The following is a 16,849-nucleotide window of genomic DNA, read 5'->3' as shown; positions in this document are numbered from 1 at the left end:
CCCTTCTGGCGGCACCCTGTTGAAGTGTCGTGAGTGAGGGGGCCTCGGGCGCGAAGCGCTGGGCCATGCCCTTCACGACGCTAACGGAAGTGGCGCTCCAGCACCGCGGCGACGTGCGGGTTCTTCTCCGCTTGCGTGGCCGCAGCTGCCAGGGTGGGGCAGTTCTGGGTGAACCAGTCCTTGTTCGGGCGCCAGTGCGTCATCACGGTGACGTAGAGGTCCAGCGCGCTGAAGCGCTTGCCGAGCACGTGAGGTTTGCCCACCTGGGCCTCGATTTCGCGCCAGAGGTTGGCGCGGCGCTCCATGACGGTGTCGCGCAGCCGGTCCGCGGCGGGACCGGGCAGGGTCCACTTGGGCGGGTCGTCCGCGTAGGTGAACGTCGGGTACACCGCGCCCACGAGGCGAAGCAGGAGGTTGAGGAAGCGCACGCGCTCGGGCGCCGTGGGCTCCGGCACCAGGCCGCTCTGGGGCGAGACGTCGTGCAGGTGCAGGATGATGGCCGCGCTCTCTGTCATCACCGCGCCATCGGGGAGGATCAGGGTGGGCACCTGCCCCAGGGGATTGAGCTTCAGTAGCCGGTCGCGCCCGGGGCCTGGCTCCAGGTAGGGCAGCTCCGTCAGGCGGTGCGGGATGCCGGTGATGCGCAGCGCCATCTCTACGATGGCCGAGCCACATCCCGGTGAGCCAATCAACTCGTAGTCGTTCATGGACCGTTCCGTCATTCCCCAGAAGAGGGCAGTGGCTGCCAGTCGGGAACCAATGTGGGGACGATTTCCCCTGAGGCCGGAATCGTCAACTCCTCCCGGTGGAAATCGATGGGGCCGTGCCGTCACCAGCCTATGGCGACAGGTTCGTGCTCTCGACAGGTTCGTGAGGCGTGGCGTCCAGCAGTGAACCCAGGATGGAAGACCCCGGGCTCATGTGGATGTCACCCAGTTCCACATCGCCTTCCAGCGGAACATCCACGGTAACGGTTCGTGATGCCACCCCTGCTGCTTCGAATACCAATGGCATCGGCCCGGAGCTCGCGGTCGACCATTGGAATGCGCCGTCCTTGGAGTAGACAACGTTTTCTTGGTTGAGGACGAACGCTGGAAAAGGGCGCCCATCAGGTCCCAAGAGCCTGCCTCGGACTTGTGAATCACGCTGCATGACGAGGCGGATGGTGTTCTCGTTCTCTCCCGGCTTGACGAAAAGCCAGTTGCTGTCGTGGTGGGTCCCTCCCATGGAACGTGCTGGGATGAAGGTATGGCCATGTTTCATGGCCCATATTGCATGCGGCGCGGACGACAGGCCCCGCAGGATGAATCGGCCATCGGCGTCTGTTCGAACGCCAATGGGGCTACCGCAGCGGAAACTGACTGTTGGCGGCTCCGTAGGGGCGGTCGAAGACGGTCGGTAGGTCTGGATGCCCACGCCCTCCAGCGGCTCTCCGCTCGCTGTCACCACGATGCCGGAGACAGTCACACCGGCGGGAAAGCGCAGTTCCACCTGCGTCGGCGTGCCCACTTGCAACTCGATCTCCTGCGCAGCGGTTCGCCGGACGACACCCTGAACCTCCTTCTGTGCCCACACGCTGTACCGTCCCGGCGGGACAGCTCCGAGCTGGAAGTGTCCCAGGGCATCTGATGAGTTGACGCGGAGGGGCGTGTCTTTCTCTTCGCTCCTGGCGAGTACGACGTTCGCGCCATGCACGGGGGCGCCGTGTTCATCCAACAGGATGCCTGTCACGGTCGGACCCTGCTTCAACGAGATGCGAAGGTCTCTGCTGGGGGCATGCACGGGAATGGCTTCTGGAAGGAATCGCTCGTCAACGGTTCGGATGTCCCAATGACCTGGGTGGCAAGCTTTCAGCTCGAAGCGTCCGGCGTTGTCGGTGGTCGTCTGCTGTTGAACGTTCAGTGGATCATCGAGGTGGACGCATTCGCGCTGCAGCTTGAGCGTGACGTTTGGGGAGGGTGCCCCGTATTCGTCAACTGCCACGCCGGTGATGAGGACCGCCCGGAGCAGCGTGACGGTGACCGGAGACTTGTCCTTCGGGGAATCAAGATAGATGAGGGCATCCAGGTGGCCCGGCGCCGACACTGTGACTTGATTCATGCCAGGGCTGAGAGGGCCTGCGCGAAAGCGGCCATCCAGGTTCGAGGTCGTGGTCGGGTAGACAATATCAAGGCGCTGCGGCTCGATGGAGATACGGGCGCCCGGAATGGACTGGCGCGCCTCGTCTTGAACGATTCCCTCGAGATAGGGGGCAGGCCGCAGTTCGAGGACCGTCTCAGCCCCGATTCGTTCGTCCAGGGTGACTTGCTCACTGGCAACCAGTCCTTCATGGAAGGCTGACAGCGTGAGACGGTGGGCTTTGCTGAGCCCGGAGAAGTGAAACAGTCCTTTCTCGTCGGACGTGGCGACCTGATAGGAAATGCCATCTGGAGAATCCGCGCTGAGCTCGACGCGAGCGCCCGCGATGGGACTCCCGTGCGAGAGGACCCTGCCTCCATGGTTCAGCGGCCGGGTGAGTTGCACACCGTCCTCCGGAAGGCTGTTGGCCTCATCGAGGTGGAGGAGCGCCGGTCGCCAGCCATCCTGCTCCGCCAGGAGGATGTAATGCCCAAGCGGTACCGGGCCGATGCGGAACCGCCCATCCGGACCTGTGATGCCGTCGAAGTAACGGTCCGTTGTCGCAGAGACCAAAGTGATGCGGGTGCCTGGAAGCGGCGCGTCCTCTCCCGACACGGCTCCCACCACCCGCAATCCCGGAGTCAGCACCAGCCTCAGGCTGTCATGCGTCCCCAGGATGCCTTGTTGCACGGCCGCCCCGTCCTCATTCAAGGCCCAGATCGACAGGAATCCGTCGTCCAGTCCATCCAAGAGATAGGTGCCGTCACCGTCGGTGACCGTCTCTGCCTGGAGGATGGCTTCGCCCATGCGGGAGGAGAGCCACTCCGTCAGAATGTCTCGGCCTGACCACTGGCAGTCTTGCAAGAGCAGGAGGGGTTTCTCCTCGTGGCGGGAATCCGATGGGCCAGGCGCCCTATCGGGACACGGCAGCTCTGCCAGGGACTCCTCGGCCCGTGACACGGCGGACACGCGCACGCCCGCGAGGGGGACTCCTCGCGCATCCACCACGGTGCCACGAATGCGCCGCCTCTGTTCGGGTTGAGGAATCGAGCCCAGGGCCGCCATGCCTGGGGTGCCAGTTCCTTCGATGCGGTTCGCGGCTTGCGACGATGCGGCGACACCTGCGCCTCGGTCGACAGCCTCTGAAGTGGAGCGCGCGTCCCAGGCGAGCATCCCGAGGACCCCGACGGCCAGAATCGTGAACGCCCCGCCGCTGCGCATGCGCCGCTCCCTCGTTCTCGCCATGAACCGACGGTAGGGAGCCGCGGCGGGGCAATCCTCACGGAATTGTCATGGTTGGCTCAGCAATCGCGCAGCGCGAGCGCCGCGTGTCGGACGCCTCATGGAGCCCGCGTAGCCTCACCGAGCCTGGGGGGAATCCCTCCGCAAGGTGGTGCTGGCCCGGCGCCTGGGGAGAGCGCGACCTACGGCAGCGCGCCCCGAAGTTTCGTGGTTCCAACATGGTGGCGCTGTACCGGCTCGCCTTGGAGTGCGCGCCCGCCGGGGCCTGTTGGGGACCGTCCAATCCTGGTCGGTGGAGGTAGCCAGCCGCGAACTGGACTGGAAGCCCCGTCACGGCGTGGATTCGCGACGAGATGCCGCTCGGTTGAGCGCTAGTTCCAGGGGAAGATGGGACCCCAGACGGAGTGCGAGCTCAGCGCGATGGGGAGCTTGAGCGTCAACACCAGCCCCACCTCGCGGGCATGCCGCGTCCGCTCCACGCCGCCGGGGCCGATGTCCCGGTCCCCGGCCAGCGGAATCCCGAAGCGCACGCCCAGGCTGCCGAACACGAAGGCCAGGTAGGGCGCGACGTGCAGGCCCGTGGTCGCCACGCGCGTCCGGCTCGCCGTTTCATGCATGACGCCCAGCTCCACACCCCCGAAGAACAGGGTGCCCTGGAGGCCGGCGCAGAGCCGCGCGCTGCCGCGCTCCATCTTCTGTGCCTGCGCGAAGAGGCCCAGGCCGCCCACGCCCTTGAACCCATTGAGCGTCAACTCCCCGCCCACGCCCGTTCCGGGCTCGTCCGCCCCGAATGCCGCGCTGTACAGGGGGCCCACCGACAGCCAGGTCTCTCTTTCGGGGAACAGCGTGATGTCCGCCCTCGCGGGCAGGGCGAAGAGCACGGACGCCGCCAGGAGCAGGACGGGAAGGCGCATGCGGCCGCCCGGATGCAACCACCGGGCCCTGTCTCCGCGCGAAGGGATGGCGCGTCTTGCATGTGCAAGGGACTGCACGTTGCGTCACCGCCCGTGCGCAGTCGCGGGGACGGACGGGACGCGTCTGCTCATTTCTTCCGAGGCTTCGGCCCCGTGGGACGAGCCGGCGCGGCGGAGGGCTCCACGGAGCCCAGCGTGACGGGGCCTTCGCGGTACAGGGCGTTGACCTTGCCGCCGCGAAGCTCCAGGGCCGCGAGGTTCCGCCCGTACCCGGTGCTCAGCCCGGTGTCGATGAGCAGCGCCTTGCCATTGAACCGCACCTTCACCTTGCCGTCGCGGTTCGTGGTGTGCCCCATGACCATGCGCCTGGCGCCATAACGCTTCAGCACCGCGTCCAGCGCAGGTTCGGCGTCCTGCGGCTCGCCCAGTGCGTAGCCTCGGAACCACAAGGGGCCCTGTGCGTCCCGCGCGCCGCCGGGCGGATGGCCGGGGAAGAAGTCCTGGCGCACCCAGCGGTTCAGCTCGGCCAGGTTTCCGCCGGGAACGCCGGGCGCGACGCCGCCGTGCACGAAAAGGGTGTCGTTGATGCGCACCACGGCGGCGTGCTTGCGCAGCCACTGGCCGTAGCGGCCCTGGAGGCTGTACGCGACGCGGTGCCCGTTGAGGCCGGGTGGGGAGCCGGCGCTGTCCTGCTCGGGGCTCTGGTCGGCGAACGAAGCCATCTCCCCGGGGTTCACGTAGCGCAGGTCCCCCAGCATGTTCATGGCTTCATGGTTGCCGAGCAGGGCGTGGACCCGTCCGCCCGCGGCGAGCGCTTCCTGCTCCAGTCGCATGAGCAGGTCGAACGCCGCTCGCGTCTGGTCGCCCCGGTCCGGCACATCGCCCGTCTGGACCAGGTGCGTCTTGCCGCCAATCCACCGGTCCTTCGCGTCGATGAGGCCGGCGAGCCGTAGCACCTCCTTCAGGGCGTCCACGTCACCGTGCACGTCCCCCACCGCCACCACGCGCTCCACGCCGGTGAAGGTGTCGGGGACCGTGTCCTCCAGCCGAGGCTGCGCTGGGGCATGGGGGGCGGGTGCCGCCGCCAGGAGCAGCGGGACGAGCACGAGCAGGGGGCGCGTGCGGAGCAAAGAGGGGGGCATGGGCATGTCCTCTGGTGAGCCTGCGCGCCTGGGCTGGCCGGCCCAGGCGCGCTGGAGGACCTCAGCGTGTCACGCCCGCGCGGCCCTCGGTGCCTGAATCGCCTCCAGGCACCCGGCCGCTCGGTCAGGCGACGGAGGGGCAGCGGGAGTCCCACTTCGGGTTCGGGTTGCCCGTGCACTCGTAGATGATGAGCCGGGCGCCGCTGGGCGTGTTGTGGTTCACGATGTCCACGCACGTGTTGGCGAGCACGCTGACCAGGTCACTCGCGGATGCGCTGCCGCACCCAGGTGGACGAGGTCGTGGTGGCCTGTCCCTGACGCGCGCGACGAACTGTGCTGCTCCCTGGATGCAGCACAGCGGGCGACATGCCGGGAGGACGTAGGATGCCGTCACGCCCATGCGCACCCACACTGAGGTCATTCCCTACGAAGTCCACCGCGATGACGGGTTCGTCGCCTCCGACGACCTCGCACGCATCGACCTGGATGTCGTCCATGGCTACCTGTCCCGCTCATACTGGTCCGCGGGCATTCCCCGGGAGACGGTCGAGCGGGCCGCCCGGAACTCGCTCGTCTTCGGGCTCTATTCCTCGGGAGGCCAGGTGGGCTACGCCCGCGTCGTCACCGACCGCGCGAGCTTCGCCTATCTTTGTGACGTCTTCGTCCTGGAGTCGTACCAGGGGCGGGGCCTGGGCCAGTGGATGATGGAGGCGCTGCTCGAGCATCCCGACCTGCAAGGGCTTCGGCGGTTCTTGCTCGCCACGCGAGATGCCCATTCGCTCTATGCCCGTTACGGCTTTCAGCCACTGGGCTCGCCCGCGTCCTTCATGGAGCGCCATGACCCGGACGTCTATGTCCGAAATCGAGAAGAGGGCGCGAAAGGGAAGACAAGATGAGGCGGCGGGCCTGACAGCCGTGCCATGCTCATCTCCAATCGCTTCTTGCGGTTGATGCGCTGCTGGCTGTCTTTGGGGCTGGGCGCGGTGCTCCGGGCGAGCCAACGCACAGCGTCTTCGCTACTTCACTGAGACAGTTTCTTTCCAGAGACAGCTGTCTGATTGTCGCGGGAAATAGCGAGGGCAGGACGCTGTTTCTTTGTCAGGCGCTTGTGACAGGCTTCAAGGGTTGTTACCTTTAAATTGCGAAATGCTGTTTATGCCGGGATGCGGATTTTTTGATGAGTCTGTCGTCCGAGGAGAGAGCAGCGTGCAACAGATTGAGGTCATCCGGCAGCTCGACCATCGGTTCCAGCATCAGGAGCCGTTTGGAAATTCATCGAAAATCGTGTTGCGTGTCATCGAACGCTACAAGTTCGTCCTGGAGGTGTTGTCGCGCCAGGACGCGCGGCTGCGGGCGCTGATGGAGCGCGTCGAGGCGCTGGACACCGCGTCCGTGAATGTCTTGTTCGGTGACCTGCTCGTGCGCGCCGCGCTGGAGACGGCCATCAGCAAGCTGGAGACGACGGGGCCGGTAGGGGCGGTGCGTGACACCTTCCCGGCGCTGCTCGGCGAGGCCCTCGATTCGCTGGAGGAGGGCCGTGGGATGTCCGTCGCGCGCAAGGCGATGGGGCGTGACTTCACGGTGGGCCCTTCGGGCCGCACCTGGGTCTGGGACCTCGCGGACACGCCGTCGCGGGTCGGGGACCTGCTGCGCGACAGCATCCGCACCGGGTTCATGCCAGGGGCCCAGAGCAGCGTCGAAATCATCCGTCCGACGCCGCGCATGGTGGAAGGCCTGGAGCGGGCCTGTGAGCTGCTCCGGCGGCTGGTGCCGGAGATGGCGCAGAGCGTGTTCCTGCACCTGCACTGCATCGCCGTGGCGAACATCCGGGGCTCGCGTGGCCGGATGCTCACCGGCTCCGGGGGCGACGGCACGCCGTGCATGATTTTCATCGACCCGGACGAGCTGGAGAACCCGTGGGACACGGCGGGCCACATCCTGCATGAGGCGATCCACCTCAAGCTCTCCGACTTGATTCGCACGGGCGCCATCGTGACGGATGACGACCCGGTGGAGCTGCCCTGGGGGCGGCGGACGGCGCTGTCCAACAGCGTCTTCGCCTACCACGCGTACGCGCACATGCAGGTGTTCCGCGAGGCGGTGAAGCACCTGGGGCCGGACTGCTACGCGGAGTTCGGCGCGCCTCGTGACTACGACGCTCCGGCCCACGCGATGTCGGTGGTGAAGAACGACGTCAAGCCCTACTCCCGGGCCGAGGAGCGGCTGGCGTACCTGCACTCGCAGCTCTCGGGCCCACTGTCGCTCCGGGTGACGCCCTACGGGCGCGAGCTCGTCGCGTGGCTCTGGGACACGGTTCGTCCCCTGGTGGACGGAGTCACCACGGGCGACACCGCTCCGCGCGCCGCGGCCTCCACGCCATCGCCGGTCAGCTCCAGCCGGGCGCCGTCCTCGGTGCGTTACCGGCAGGGGCGGAACCTCTCGTTGCGCCGCTCTCCGGCGTCGGAGGTGCTGTTCGCGCTGGACCCCACGTCGCAGAAGATCGTCACCCTGAACCTGTCGGCGTGGCTCGCCTTCGAGCTGTGTGACGGCAAGACGGAGGAAGAGGTCCTCACTTCGTACACGTCGTCGCTGGGGCTCGGGGCCGAGCGCGCCTGGGCCCAGCTGGCGCCCACGCTCAGGGGCCTGGAGTCGAGCGGGATGATTGAGCAGGTCGCCGAGGGAGGTGCACCGTGACGAGTGGCCTAGGCGTCGTTCAGACCGCTGACCGAGCGCTGTCGAAGCACCCTGTGTTCGGGGACTCGCCGCGAATCCTGGCGAAGGTGATGACCCGTTACCGCTTTGGCGTGGAGTTGTTCGCGGAGCGGCTGCCGTCCCTGGCGCGCGCCGCGTCGACGGTGGAGGCGCTCAGTGACGCCGACGCGCGCCGCGTCTTCTTCGACCCGCTCGTGCGCCTGACGCTGGAGCAGGCCTTCTCCGACCTGGAGGCGGGTCACCTGGTGTCGCCGCACCCACTGGAGGAGATGCTGCCGGGCGCGCTGGAGGCGCTGCCGCTGGGCCTGTGCGAGTCGCGCATGCCCTCCCGCTTTCGGGTGGGCTCGGAGGTGCCGAAGTGGCTGTGGGACGTGGCCCGGCCCGCGGACCCGTACTCCCGGGCGCTGCATGCCGCGTTCGACGGCGTCTTCGGCGCGAAGTCCAAGAGCGGCGGGACGCTCTTGAGCCCGGACGCCACCGCGCAGCGGAAGATCAACGACTCCATCGAGCTGCTCTCGCTGTTGCTGCCTGACTCGGGCGCGAGCGCGCTGACCCACATCGAGGCCATCGCGCTGCTCAGCGCCCGGCTCGAAGGGGGCACCGTCCTGTCCGCCGCGGGGGGCGACCTGACGCCCTCCACCATCTTCCTGTCGTTGGAGGAGCTCGGGAACCCCTGGGACGTCGCCGGATGCCTGCTGCACGAAGGGCTCCATATGAAGCTCTTCGACGCGACGCGCTCGGTGGCGCTCGCGGCCCGTCCGGAGGAGACCATTCAGGTCCCCTGGCGTGACATCCGCTGGTCCATCGTCCGCACGGTGTTCGCCTACCACGTCTACGTGCACCTCTCGCTCTTCAAGGCGGCCGCGCTCACGGCGGACCGCACCCTGACGGAGCGGTTCGGGGACCCCTCGGCGTATGTGTCTCGCCCGCATGCGATGTCGGTGGTGAACAACGACAGCGCCTCGCGCTACGGCCGCTCGGTGGATCGTGCCCGCTACCTGGGAGAGATGTTGCTGACGGAGTGGGCCCACCTGCTCACCCCGCAGGGGCGCGACTTCGTTCGGTGGCTGAGCGAGTCCCTGGCGCCCGTGGACCGCGCGCTCTTCCTCAAGGACGCCGGCCCCCGAGCCCGTGAGCAGGAGCGGGCCGCGTACCGCAAGGTGAACGGGCTGCGGGTCCGCCCGTCGAAGCAGGGCGAGTGCTTGATGGTGTTCTCACCGGCCGCGCCACGCATCCACTGGCTCGACTTGAATGCGTGGCTGATTTTCGAACTCAGCGACGGCCGGACGTACTCCGACATGGAGCGGGCTTACCTCGAGGTTGTCGGCGCGAGAGTGGCCCCGGACGAAGCGCGCCGACAGTTGCGTTCGGGGCTCGACTCACTAGTACGCAGTACCCTCGTAGAGCCAACACGGCAGCAAGGAGACGTGGCATGAACAACGGATCGCAGTGGCTGGAGACCGTGAAGAACCTGGTGGCCGAGAAGGACCTGCTCCAGGAGCCGAGCGTGACGTGTGGGTCGAGCGCGGAGCGCCAGTGGTGGCCTCCCTACGTCGTCAACGACACGTCCAAGAAGGAGGACTGACCCCCAGCGGGTCAGCCTGAAGCCCTGTCGTTCTGCCCGCCGTGTCCGCGCTCCCTTCGAGCCGGATGCGGCGGGCGCTCTTCCATCTCCCCATGCCACCGAGGACAGCGAGCGAATGGACACGTATGACATCGTGGTGGCGGGCAACGGCGCGTTGGGCCTGGCGACCGCGCGCGCCTTGACGCTGGTGGACCCCCGTCTGCGCATCGCCGTGGTCGGTCCCCTCAGCCGTCCCGCGGGAGCGTCCCCCGCAGCCGGGGCGATGCTGGGCTGCTACGGTGAGGTGACGGCGCCCTTGCTGCGGACCGCGCCGGGCCGCGCGAAGCATGCCAAGGGCGTGCTCGCCGCGCGCCTCTGGCCCTCGTGGCTGGAGCAGCTCAATGGCGAGCTGCCCGAGGACGCACACGTCCAGGTCCGCGCGGGCACCATTGTCTTCAGCAACGCCAAGTCCGGGACGATTGAGGACGAGAACTTCATCGCCATCCAGCAGGCGGTGAAGGACGAGGACGAGCCGCACGAGTTGCTGGACCCCAACCAGGTGCCGGGCCTGAATCCCGCGGAGGACTGCCGGCCCAAGCAGGCGCTGTTCCTTCCCCGCGAGGGCTCGGTGGACGCGAGCCGCCTGCTGCGGGCGCTCACCCTGTCCCTGGAGCAGTCGCCGCAGGTGTCCGTCGTGGATGGGGCGGTCAAGACGCTGGACGTCCAGGGTGGCCGCGTGACGGGCGTGCGGTTGGAGGATGGCCGCGCGCTCAGCGCCGCGCAGGTGGTGCTCGCCATGGGCGTGGGGACGCAGGCGGTGCTCGACGAGCTACCGGAGCTGGCGCGGCGCATCCCCCGCATCTTCAGCGGCGGCGGGACGTCGCTGCTGCTCCAGGTGCCCCGGCCGTCGCTCCAGCACGTGGTGCGCACGCCGAACCGGGCCTTCGCCTGTGGCCTTCATGGCATGCCCCGCGGGGGGGACCAGCTCTACTTCGGCGCGACGAACATCCTGATGGCGCGGCCGATGCTGCGCACCACACCGGCCGACATGTACTTCCTGCTGGAGTGCGTCCTGGAGCAGATTGACCAGGACCTCTGCGCCGCGCAGCTCGTCGCCTGGCAGGCGGGAAACCGGCCCGTCACCGTGGACACGTGCCCGCTCATCGGACCGACGTCCGTTGACGGGCTGTGGCTGCTCACGGGCACGTACCGCGACGGGCTGTTCCTCTCCCCGCTGCTGGGGCAACACATGGCGCGGCGGATGTGCGGGCAGAGCGGCCTGGTGGCCGAGGACTTCCTGCCGGAGCGCAAGCCCCTCTCCCTCTACACGCTGAAGGAGGCGCGCGCGGAGGCGCTCAAGCACTACCTGGCCATGGGGTGGGAGCACGGCATCCGGCTGCCCAAGGTGGGCTGGCACCGCGCCTTCCCGCGCTTCTACCAGCAGATGCTGGACTCGCTCTACGACGCGCTGGGGGAGGAGGAGTTCGTCATGCCCCCGGAGCTCCTGGCCATCGTCGACAGCAATCGCGCGGCCATGGTGCCGTTCTTCCGCAACTACTACGCGGAGGTCCGCAAGGCCTGGGCGTGAAGCGGGCCCAGGCCCGGGACGCTCAGTGGCTCTCCACCGCCGTCCGGTTCTGCCGGGCGGTGACCGCCTCAATCACCTTCTCCGGCGGGACGACGCCCTCGCGCCCGAGCAGCACCGCGGTGGACTCGCCTTCCGCCACCACCTTCCCGCGCGAGAGGAACTGGTGGGTGGCGTAGAAGTACTTCTCGTCCCAGCGGGTAATCGACATGGACACCGTGTACTTCTGGAACGGGCGAAGCGGCTTTTTGTAGTCCATGGTGTGGCGCACGATGATGGGCGCCCACTTCTGCTTGAGCATGAGCGCCAGCAGGCCCGTCCGGATGAACAGGTCGACCCGGCTCAAGTCACAGACGGTGAGGAACCGTCCGTTGTTCATGTGCAGGTTCAGGTCCAGGTCATTGGGCAGGACGCGCTGCTCCAGCGTGCTCGTCAGCGCGTCCACGCGCATCTCCGGCTTCCAGAGCGAGGAGAGCATGACCCACAACATCCTGAGATAGAGATTCATGTGCTTCGGACGGCTCCTGCAGGAAGAACGAGATGAGCCGGGCCGGCGGGTAGTAACCCAGCCCGGAGGAACGCTGATACATGAAACCCAGGTGCCCGCCATGCGGCGTCAGCTCCAGCCGCACGTGCTCCCGCAGCGCGCGTGCGTCGGGGAGCGTGTCCCGGGCGACGAGCGGGTCGTCCTCGGCGTTGAGGACGAGGAAGGGCACCTCGATGCCCGGCAGGAATTGCTGGCTGCTGCACCGCTCGTAGTAGTCCTCCGCGTCCTTGAAGCCGTGGAGGGGCGCGGTGAAGACCTCGTCGAAGGCCTGGATGCTGCGCATCCCGTTCAGCGTCCCGACGCGTGAGGCGAACTCCGGCAGGTGGGCCTTGAGCCGCGCGACGCGCTTGTACGAGTTCAACACGCGGAGCTGGTAGAGCTGGTTGATGCCTTCGCAGGCCCGCCGGGCCGTGCTGCCCAGGGAGAACGTCAGGGACACGGCCGCCGCGGCGGACAGGTGGCTGGCGTGGCCTGTCTCCGCCAGGTAGCGAATCAGCATGCTGCCGCCCAGGGAGAAGCCCACGCCATAGAGTGGCGTGTGGGGCTCCTGCTCACGGACGAAGCGCACCAGCCAGGCCAGGTGGTCGGTGAAGCCCGCGTGATAGAAGGGGGCCCGCCGGTTGGGCACGGCGCCGCCCCGGTGGCACAACACCGCCGCGCGCAGGCCGCGCAGGGACAGCTCCGACAGCATGCTGCGGACGTAGGTGGAGTCCTGCGTGCCCTGCATGCCGGGCAGCAGGATGAACAAGGGCCCTGGCCGCGTCCGGTTCAGCCAGTACACGTCCACGAAGTCACCGTCCGCCAGCTCGTGGCGGATGTGCTCGGTGACCACGTCTTGGCGGCGCCGGTCCAGGTGGGGGACCACGGTCTGCACGTGGGAGAAGCGCAGCCACCAGGGGACATAGAAGACACTCGCATGCTCAGCCATGGACGGTCCGCGTGGGGGCCTCTTCGGGCAGCGGCATGCCCACCTCGGCCATGACGCTCAGGTCCTTCTCCGTCAGCACGCGCGTGCGCCGCCGCACGATGTCCGCCCCCAGCACCAGGTTGAAGTTGGACACGCCGCCGTAGCGGTGGTGCAGGAAGTGGTTGCGGTAGACGGCGCGCATGTAGCGGGTCCGCAGCAGCCACGCCAGCCACCGGGGCGCCGTGCGCTGTCCTTCCTCGAAGGGCATGTGCAGGTACGGGTGGACGAAGTGGCTCATGAAGGGCGGCAGCAGCAGCGTCACGCAGCCGGCCAGGAAGGCGATGGGCTTGAGCGTGAAGTAGAACACCGGGAAGAAGATGACCAGCGGGGCCACGAAGACGAAGGCGCCCTCGCCGTGCAGCCGGGTGGCAAAGGCACCGTTGATGATGGTCCGGCCGTGCTTGCCCCGCTGGAGCAGCTCCTCGGTGAGCTTCTGCTTCTCCTCTTCGCTCCGGAACTGCGTCACGTGGTTGCTCCGGAACGTCCTCACGTGGTGGATGGTGTGGTGGGAGAAGTGCGTGTTGATCATCGGCCGGAACAGGCGCGGCGCGCGGTTCCAGAAGCGCACCGCCTTCGGACGCGCGTCGGACACGTACTCGTGCATGAAGGACTCGACGTACGAGGAGATGACGTACCCCAGCACGAGTCCGAGGAGGACATGGACGTAATCAGGCATTTTCAGCGTTCCTCGCCGGAGAAGGTCAGCAGCCGGCCCAGCTGACCTGTCGGCTCGATGGAGGGCGGGGAGGCCAGCGGTGTCCTGGCCTGGACCGCGTGGACAGGGGGAAAGCCCGTCATCCTGCCGGTGGCCTCGTCGTACACCTTGAGGCGGAAGGCGAGCACCGAGTCGCGCAGACCCAGCTTCACGCCCTCTTCGGCCAGCCCGTGCTGCTCCATGTAGCCGCGCAGCAGGTAGTTGGGAATCTGGGGCTTCAGGTGATGGACGTGGTGCAGGTTGATGGCGCCGAAGAGCCACTCGAAGGCGCGTGGCAGCACCAGGTGACTGCTGCCCTGGAGCGCCGAGCCCTTCAGGGACCACTGCGCCCGGGGAACCCAGTAGGGCCGCTCCACCTGGTGCTGCACGAAGAAGAGCCAGATGCCCAGGCCCGCGGCCACCTGGGTGATGATGAGATGCACCACCAGCCACCGGGGCCAGTCACCCAGCGCCAGGAACGCGAGGTGGACGGCCACCAGCGCCAGGTTCGTCACCAGGATGGAGCGGCGCTCGGGCCTGCGCTCCTTGGCGACGATGCCCGGCATGCGGAAGCGCAGCAGGAACTGGAAGATGGGCCCCACGCCCAGGAGGACCGCGGGGTGCCGGTACAGCCGGTAGCGCAGGCGCTGCAAGGGCTTGAGCGCCAGGTACTCCTGGGCCGTCATCGTCACGATGTCGCCCACGCCGCGCCGGTCGAGGTCTCCGCTGGTGCTGTGGTGGACCAGGTGCATGGCCCGCCAGTACGCGTGCGGCGCCAGCGTCAGCATGCCCAGCACCACGCCCACCCGGTCATTCGTCACCGGACGCTGGAACAGCGAGCGGTGGGCACAGTCGTGCTGGAGGATGAAGACCCGGACGAGCACGACGCCCGCGAGCACGGCCAGCGCCACGCCGCCCACCAGGCTTTGGGCGAAGAAGACATAGCTGGCCCCCGCGAGCAGGACATAGGCGCCCACGCATCCCACGAGCTGGACCACGCTCCGCAGGGTGCGCGCCCGCCAATCCTGGGACCGGGCGCGAGAATCGCTAACGGTGGATGCGTCAGATGGCATGGCTGCCCCGAATCCCCAGACCTCCCCCGAGGGCAATCAATCTGGGAATTTCCGACATAACGCGCGTTGATTCTCGAATCAAGAAGCCCTGGGGTGGTGGGCGCTTGACGTCGTCGGGCGCCTTCGGCGCGGGTGTCTCAGCCCGGGGAGACGCCGAGCGCCTCACAGTAGAAGCAGAGCTCGTCGACGTCCTGCTCGATGAGCGCCGTCAGGGTGGTGCCGCCCCCATGCCCGGAGTCGCGAAGTGGGAGCAGGAGAAAGGGCCCGCCCTGCGTGCCTTCCGCCTGAAGTCTGGCGACCATCTTCAGCGGGTCGTGGGGTGGGGCGGTCCGGTCGTTCAGCGCGGCGACGAAGGCCATCCGGGGGTAACGGAGCCCGGCCCTGACATTGTGGTAGGGCGAGTACCCCGCGAGGTAGGCACCCTCAACCGGGTCCTCGGGTGAGCCGTATTCGACGGTGGCCGAGCTCAGGTAGCCGAAGCGCGGGAAGCGCAGCATGTCGAGCGTGGGCGCACGGCAGAAGACGGCCCCAAAGGACGCTGGGGCCTGCATGGCGGTGACGGCGACCAACAGCCCACCATTGCTGTTTCCTCGCGAGGCCAGCCGGGCAGGCACCGTGTAGCCCTCCGAGACGAGCCAGCGCGCCGCCGCGATGAAGTCATCGAAGGCGTTCTGCCGACGTGTCTTGAGGGCCGCCTCGTGCCAGGCGCGGCCGTACTCTCCGCCGCCCCGGACGTTGGCGAAGGCCAGCACGCCGCCGCACTTCAGCCAGGCGGCTTGGAGCGGCGTGAAGCGCGGCTCCACGGAGATGTTGAAGCCGCCGTAGCCACTCAGCCTCACGGGCCACTGTCCGTCGCGTGGCAGGTCCTTCCGGTGGACGAGGAACATGGACACCCGGGTGCCGTCGAGCGACGGGTACCAGACCTGCTCCGTCACGTATTCGGACGCGTCGAGCCCGACGTCGGGGACGTGGTACGGCGTCAGCAGGTCTGCGTCGTAGTCGTAGCGATAGACAGAGGGGGCCTGCACGTACGACATGAAGTTCACCCACACCTCGTCGCCCCGCCAGGGGCCACTGACGCCGCTGACGATTCCCTCTCCCTCGTTGCGATTCACGGCGCCCAGGGCTGGGAGCTTCAGGTCGCGCAGCCAGGTGCCGTCCTCGGCGTGGATGCGCACGTGGTGCGACGCCGCGCGTGAATAGACGGCGTAGAGCCGGCCGCCGACGCCTGCGACCGTCTGAAGGGTGTGCTCGCTTTCAGGGATGAGTGTCCGCCACTGGGTGGGCGCCGTCAGCGGCGCGGTGCAGAGCCTGCCGCGTGGTGCGTCGAGGTCGGTATGGATGAGCAGGGACTCCCCGATGACCTGCACCTGATTGAGGGAGGTCATGCCTGTTGCCACGGGGATGCGCGCATCATCCGCGAGGCGCAGCAGGGTGATGACGTTGGCGTGGACGTAGTCCCACTTCGCGAGCACGGCGAAGCGGCCGCACTCGCTCACCTTGACGGTGCACCAGTACTCCTTCTCGTGGTCATCACCGAAGACGCGCCGGGCGGGTGCGCCCGAGCCCAGCCGGTGCTCGTAGACGGCGTTCCAGTGGGCCTCTTCGCCCGCGGGCACCTCGCCGGGGTCGGGATTCGCGGCGTAGAAGAACCCGGATGAATCGGGCCGCCAGGCCACCGAGGCGTGGCTGGTGCCTCGGGGGCGGTCCGGCAGCAGCCTCCCCGTCGAGACATCGAGGACGTGAATCAATGCGCCGTGGGCGCTTCCCACGGCCTTGCCGAACGCGACGAATGCGCCATCCGGGGAGGGGACCGCGAAGACGAGCACCTCGTTGCTCGCCCACGTGTTGGGGTCGAGCAACGTCTCCAACGGCGCTCCTTCGTGGCGCCGGAGCAGGAGCTTGAGCTTGTCGTCGTGGGTCTCTGCCTGCCAGAGGAACGCACGCCCCTCCGGACCGGCGGCGATGGGCGGGGACCTGCGTGCCTGCCGCGCGGAGCGGGTGACCGCCTCGCGCAGTGCCTCGCGTCCAGGGAGGGCGTGGAGCACCGATTGCGTGAGGGTCTCCTGCTCGGAAATCCACGCCTGCGTCTCCGGCGCGTCGAGCTGTTCCATCCACGCGTAGGGGTCGTCGAAGCGCTGTCCGTGCAGCGTGTAGCCGCTCCGCGCGTCTCTGCGTGCGGAGGGGTACGTCCAGGTCCGGTCCACGGGCGTCATCGGATGTTCCTCCAGGGGGGCGCCGGTCCTGGCGCGGACGCGCAGGCAAGATGGCGCGGCGAGGTTGTAGCCCAA

General features: G+C 68.0%; 15 protein-coding genes. 5 read left to right on the top strand and 10 right to left on the bottom strand.

The annotated features are described in order from the left end of the window. Window positions 1-80: 80 nt before the first annotated feature. The 5 genes from BLU09_RS14140 to BLU09_RS39885 all read right to left on the bottom strand — a co-directional run bounded on the left by BLU09_RS14140 (window position 81) and on the right by BLU09_RS39885 (window position 5,666). Complete coding sequence (locus tag BLU09_RS14140) at window positions 81-707, bottom strand: glutathione S-transferase family protein (RefSeq protein WP_167371084.1); 627 nt, start codon at window positions 705-707, stop codon at window positions 81-83. A 130-nt stretch (window positions 708-837) separates the two neighbouring features. Continuing rightward, window positions 838-2,925: a carboxypeptidase-like regulatory domain-containing protein gene (locus BLU09_RS14135; protein WP_244171709.1), complete on the bottom strand. Its 2,088-nt coding sequence runs from the start codon at window positions 2,923-2,925 to the stop codon at window positions 838-840. A gap of 806 nt (window positions 2,926-3,731) precedes the next feature. Next, on the bottom strand, window positions 3,732-4,274 hold the full coding sequence (locus BLU09_RS14130; RefSeq protein ID WP_090490077.1) for a hypothetical protein: 543 nt from the start codon (window positions 4,272-4,274) through the stop codon (window positions 3,732-3,734). A 128-nt stretch (window positions 4,275-4,402) separates the two neighbouring features. Continuing rightward, window positions 4,403-5,422: a metallophosphoesterase gene (locus BLU09_RS14125; protein ID WP_090490076.1), complete on the bottom strand. Its 1,020-nt coding sequence runs from the start codon at window positions 5,420-5,422 to the stop codon at window positions 4,403-4,405. A 118-nt stretch (window positions 5,423-5,540) separates the two neighbouring features. Then, window positions 5,541-5,666 carry a hypothetical protein gene (locus tag BLU09_RS39885; RefSeq protein WP_261770710.1) on the bottom strand — a complete coding sequence of 42 codons (126 nt, stop codon included), beginning with the start codon at window positions 5,664-5,666 and terminating at the stop codon, window positions 5,541-5,543. Between the two features lie 148 nt (window positions 5,667-5,814). Between BLU09_RS39885 and BLU09_RS14115 the strand changes: the two genes are divergently transcribed. From BLU09_RS14115 to BLU09_RS14100, 5 genes are all read left to right on the top strand, one after another. Continuing rightward, window positions 5,815-6,312, top strand: a complete 498-nt coding sequence (locus tag BLU09_RS14115) for a GNAT family N-acetyltransferase (protein WP_090490074.1) — start codon at window positions 5,815-5,817, stop codon at window positions 6,310-6,312. Between the two features lie 310 nt (window positions 6,313-6,622). Beyond that, on the top strand, window positions 6,623-8,110 hold the full coding sequence (locus BLU09_RS14110) for an aKG-HExxH-type peptide beta-hydroxylase (RefSeq protein ID WP_090490073.1): 1,488 nt from the start codon (window positions 6,623-6,625) through the stop codon (window positions 8,108-8,110). Continuing rightward, the gene (locus BLU09_RS14105) at window positions 8,107-9,564 is read left to right on the top strand and encodes an aKG-HExxH-type peptide beta-hydroxylase (protein WP_090490072.1); all 1,458 of its coding nucleotides are present in this window, start codon (window positions 8,107-8,109) and stop codon (window positions 9,562-9,564) included. Before BLU09_RS14110 ends, BLU09_RS14105 begins: the two co-directional genes overlap by 4 nt. Then, window positions 9,561-9,713 (top strand): hypothetical protein, encoded by a 153-nt coding sequence (locus BLU09_RS38750; RefSeq protein ID WP_163884630.1) that lies wholly within the window; start codon window positions 9,561-9,563, stop codon window positions 9,711-9,713. The genes BLU09_RS14105 and BLU09_RS38750 overlap by 4 nt, the downstream gene beginning before the upstream one ends. Before the next feature lie 115 nt (window positions 9,714-9,828). After that, window positions 9,829-11,280, top strand: a complete 1,452-nt coding sequence (locus BLU09_RS14100; RefSeq protein ID WP_090490071.1) for an NAD(P)/FAD-dependent oxidoreductase — start codon at window positions 9,829-9,831, stop codon at window positions 11,278-11,280. Window positions 11,281-11,302: 22 nt separating this feature from the next. On the opposite strand, the gene BLU09_RS14095 is transcribed toward BLU09_RS14100, so the two are convergent. From BLU09_RS14095 to BLU09_RS14075, 5 genes are all read right to left on the bottom strand, one after another. Then, window positions 11,303-11,755: an acyl-CoA thioesterase gene (locus BLU09_RS14095; protein ID WP_225888026.1), complete on the bottom strand. Its 453-nt coding sequence runs from the start codon at window positions 11,753-11,755 to the stop codon at window positions 11,303-11,305. Continuing rightward, window positions 11,676-12,752: a YheT family hydrolase gene (locus tag BLU09_RS14090; RefSeq protein ID WP_090490070.1), complete on the bottom strand. Its 1,077-nt coding sequence runs from the start codon at window positions 12,750-12,752 to the stop codon at window positions 11,676-11,678. Before BLU09_RS14090 ends, BLU09_RS14095 begins: the two co-directional genes overlap by 80 nt. Continuing rightward, window positions 12,745-13,467, bottom strand: coding sequence for a hypothetical protein (locus BLU09_RS14085; RefSeq protein WP_011555420.1), 723 nt, complete (start codon window positions 13,465-13,467; stop codon window positions 12,745-12,747). Before BLU09_RS14085 ends, BLU09_RS14090 begins: the two co-directional genes overlap by 8 nt. A gap of 2 nt (window positions 13,468-13,469) precedes the next feature. Next, window positions 13,470-14,462, bottom strand: a complete 993-nt coding sequence (locus tag BLU09_RS14080) for a fatty acid desaturase (RefSeq protein ID WP_244171708.1) — start codon at window positions 14,460-14,462, stop codon at window positions 13,470-13,472. A gap of 233 nt (window positions 14,463-14,695) precedes the next feature. Beyond that, window positions 14,696-16,774, bottom strand: coding sequence for a prolyl oligopeptidase family serine peptidase (locus BLU09_RS14075; RefSeq protein WP_090490068.1), 2,079 nt, complete (start codon window positions 16,772-16,774; stop codon window positions 14,696-14,698). Window positions 16,775-16,849 lie beyond the last annotated feature (75 nt).

This window comes from Myxococcus virescens, assembly GCF_900101905.1.
GTDB lineage: Bacteria > Myxococcota > Myxococcia > Myxococcales > Myxococcaceae > Myxococcus > Myxococcus virescens.
Note: the sequence above shows the minus strand (reverse complement) of the source record. Positions and strands in the feature narration are given on the sequence as shown.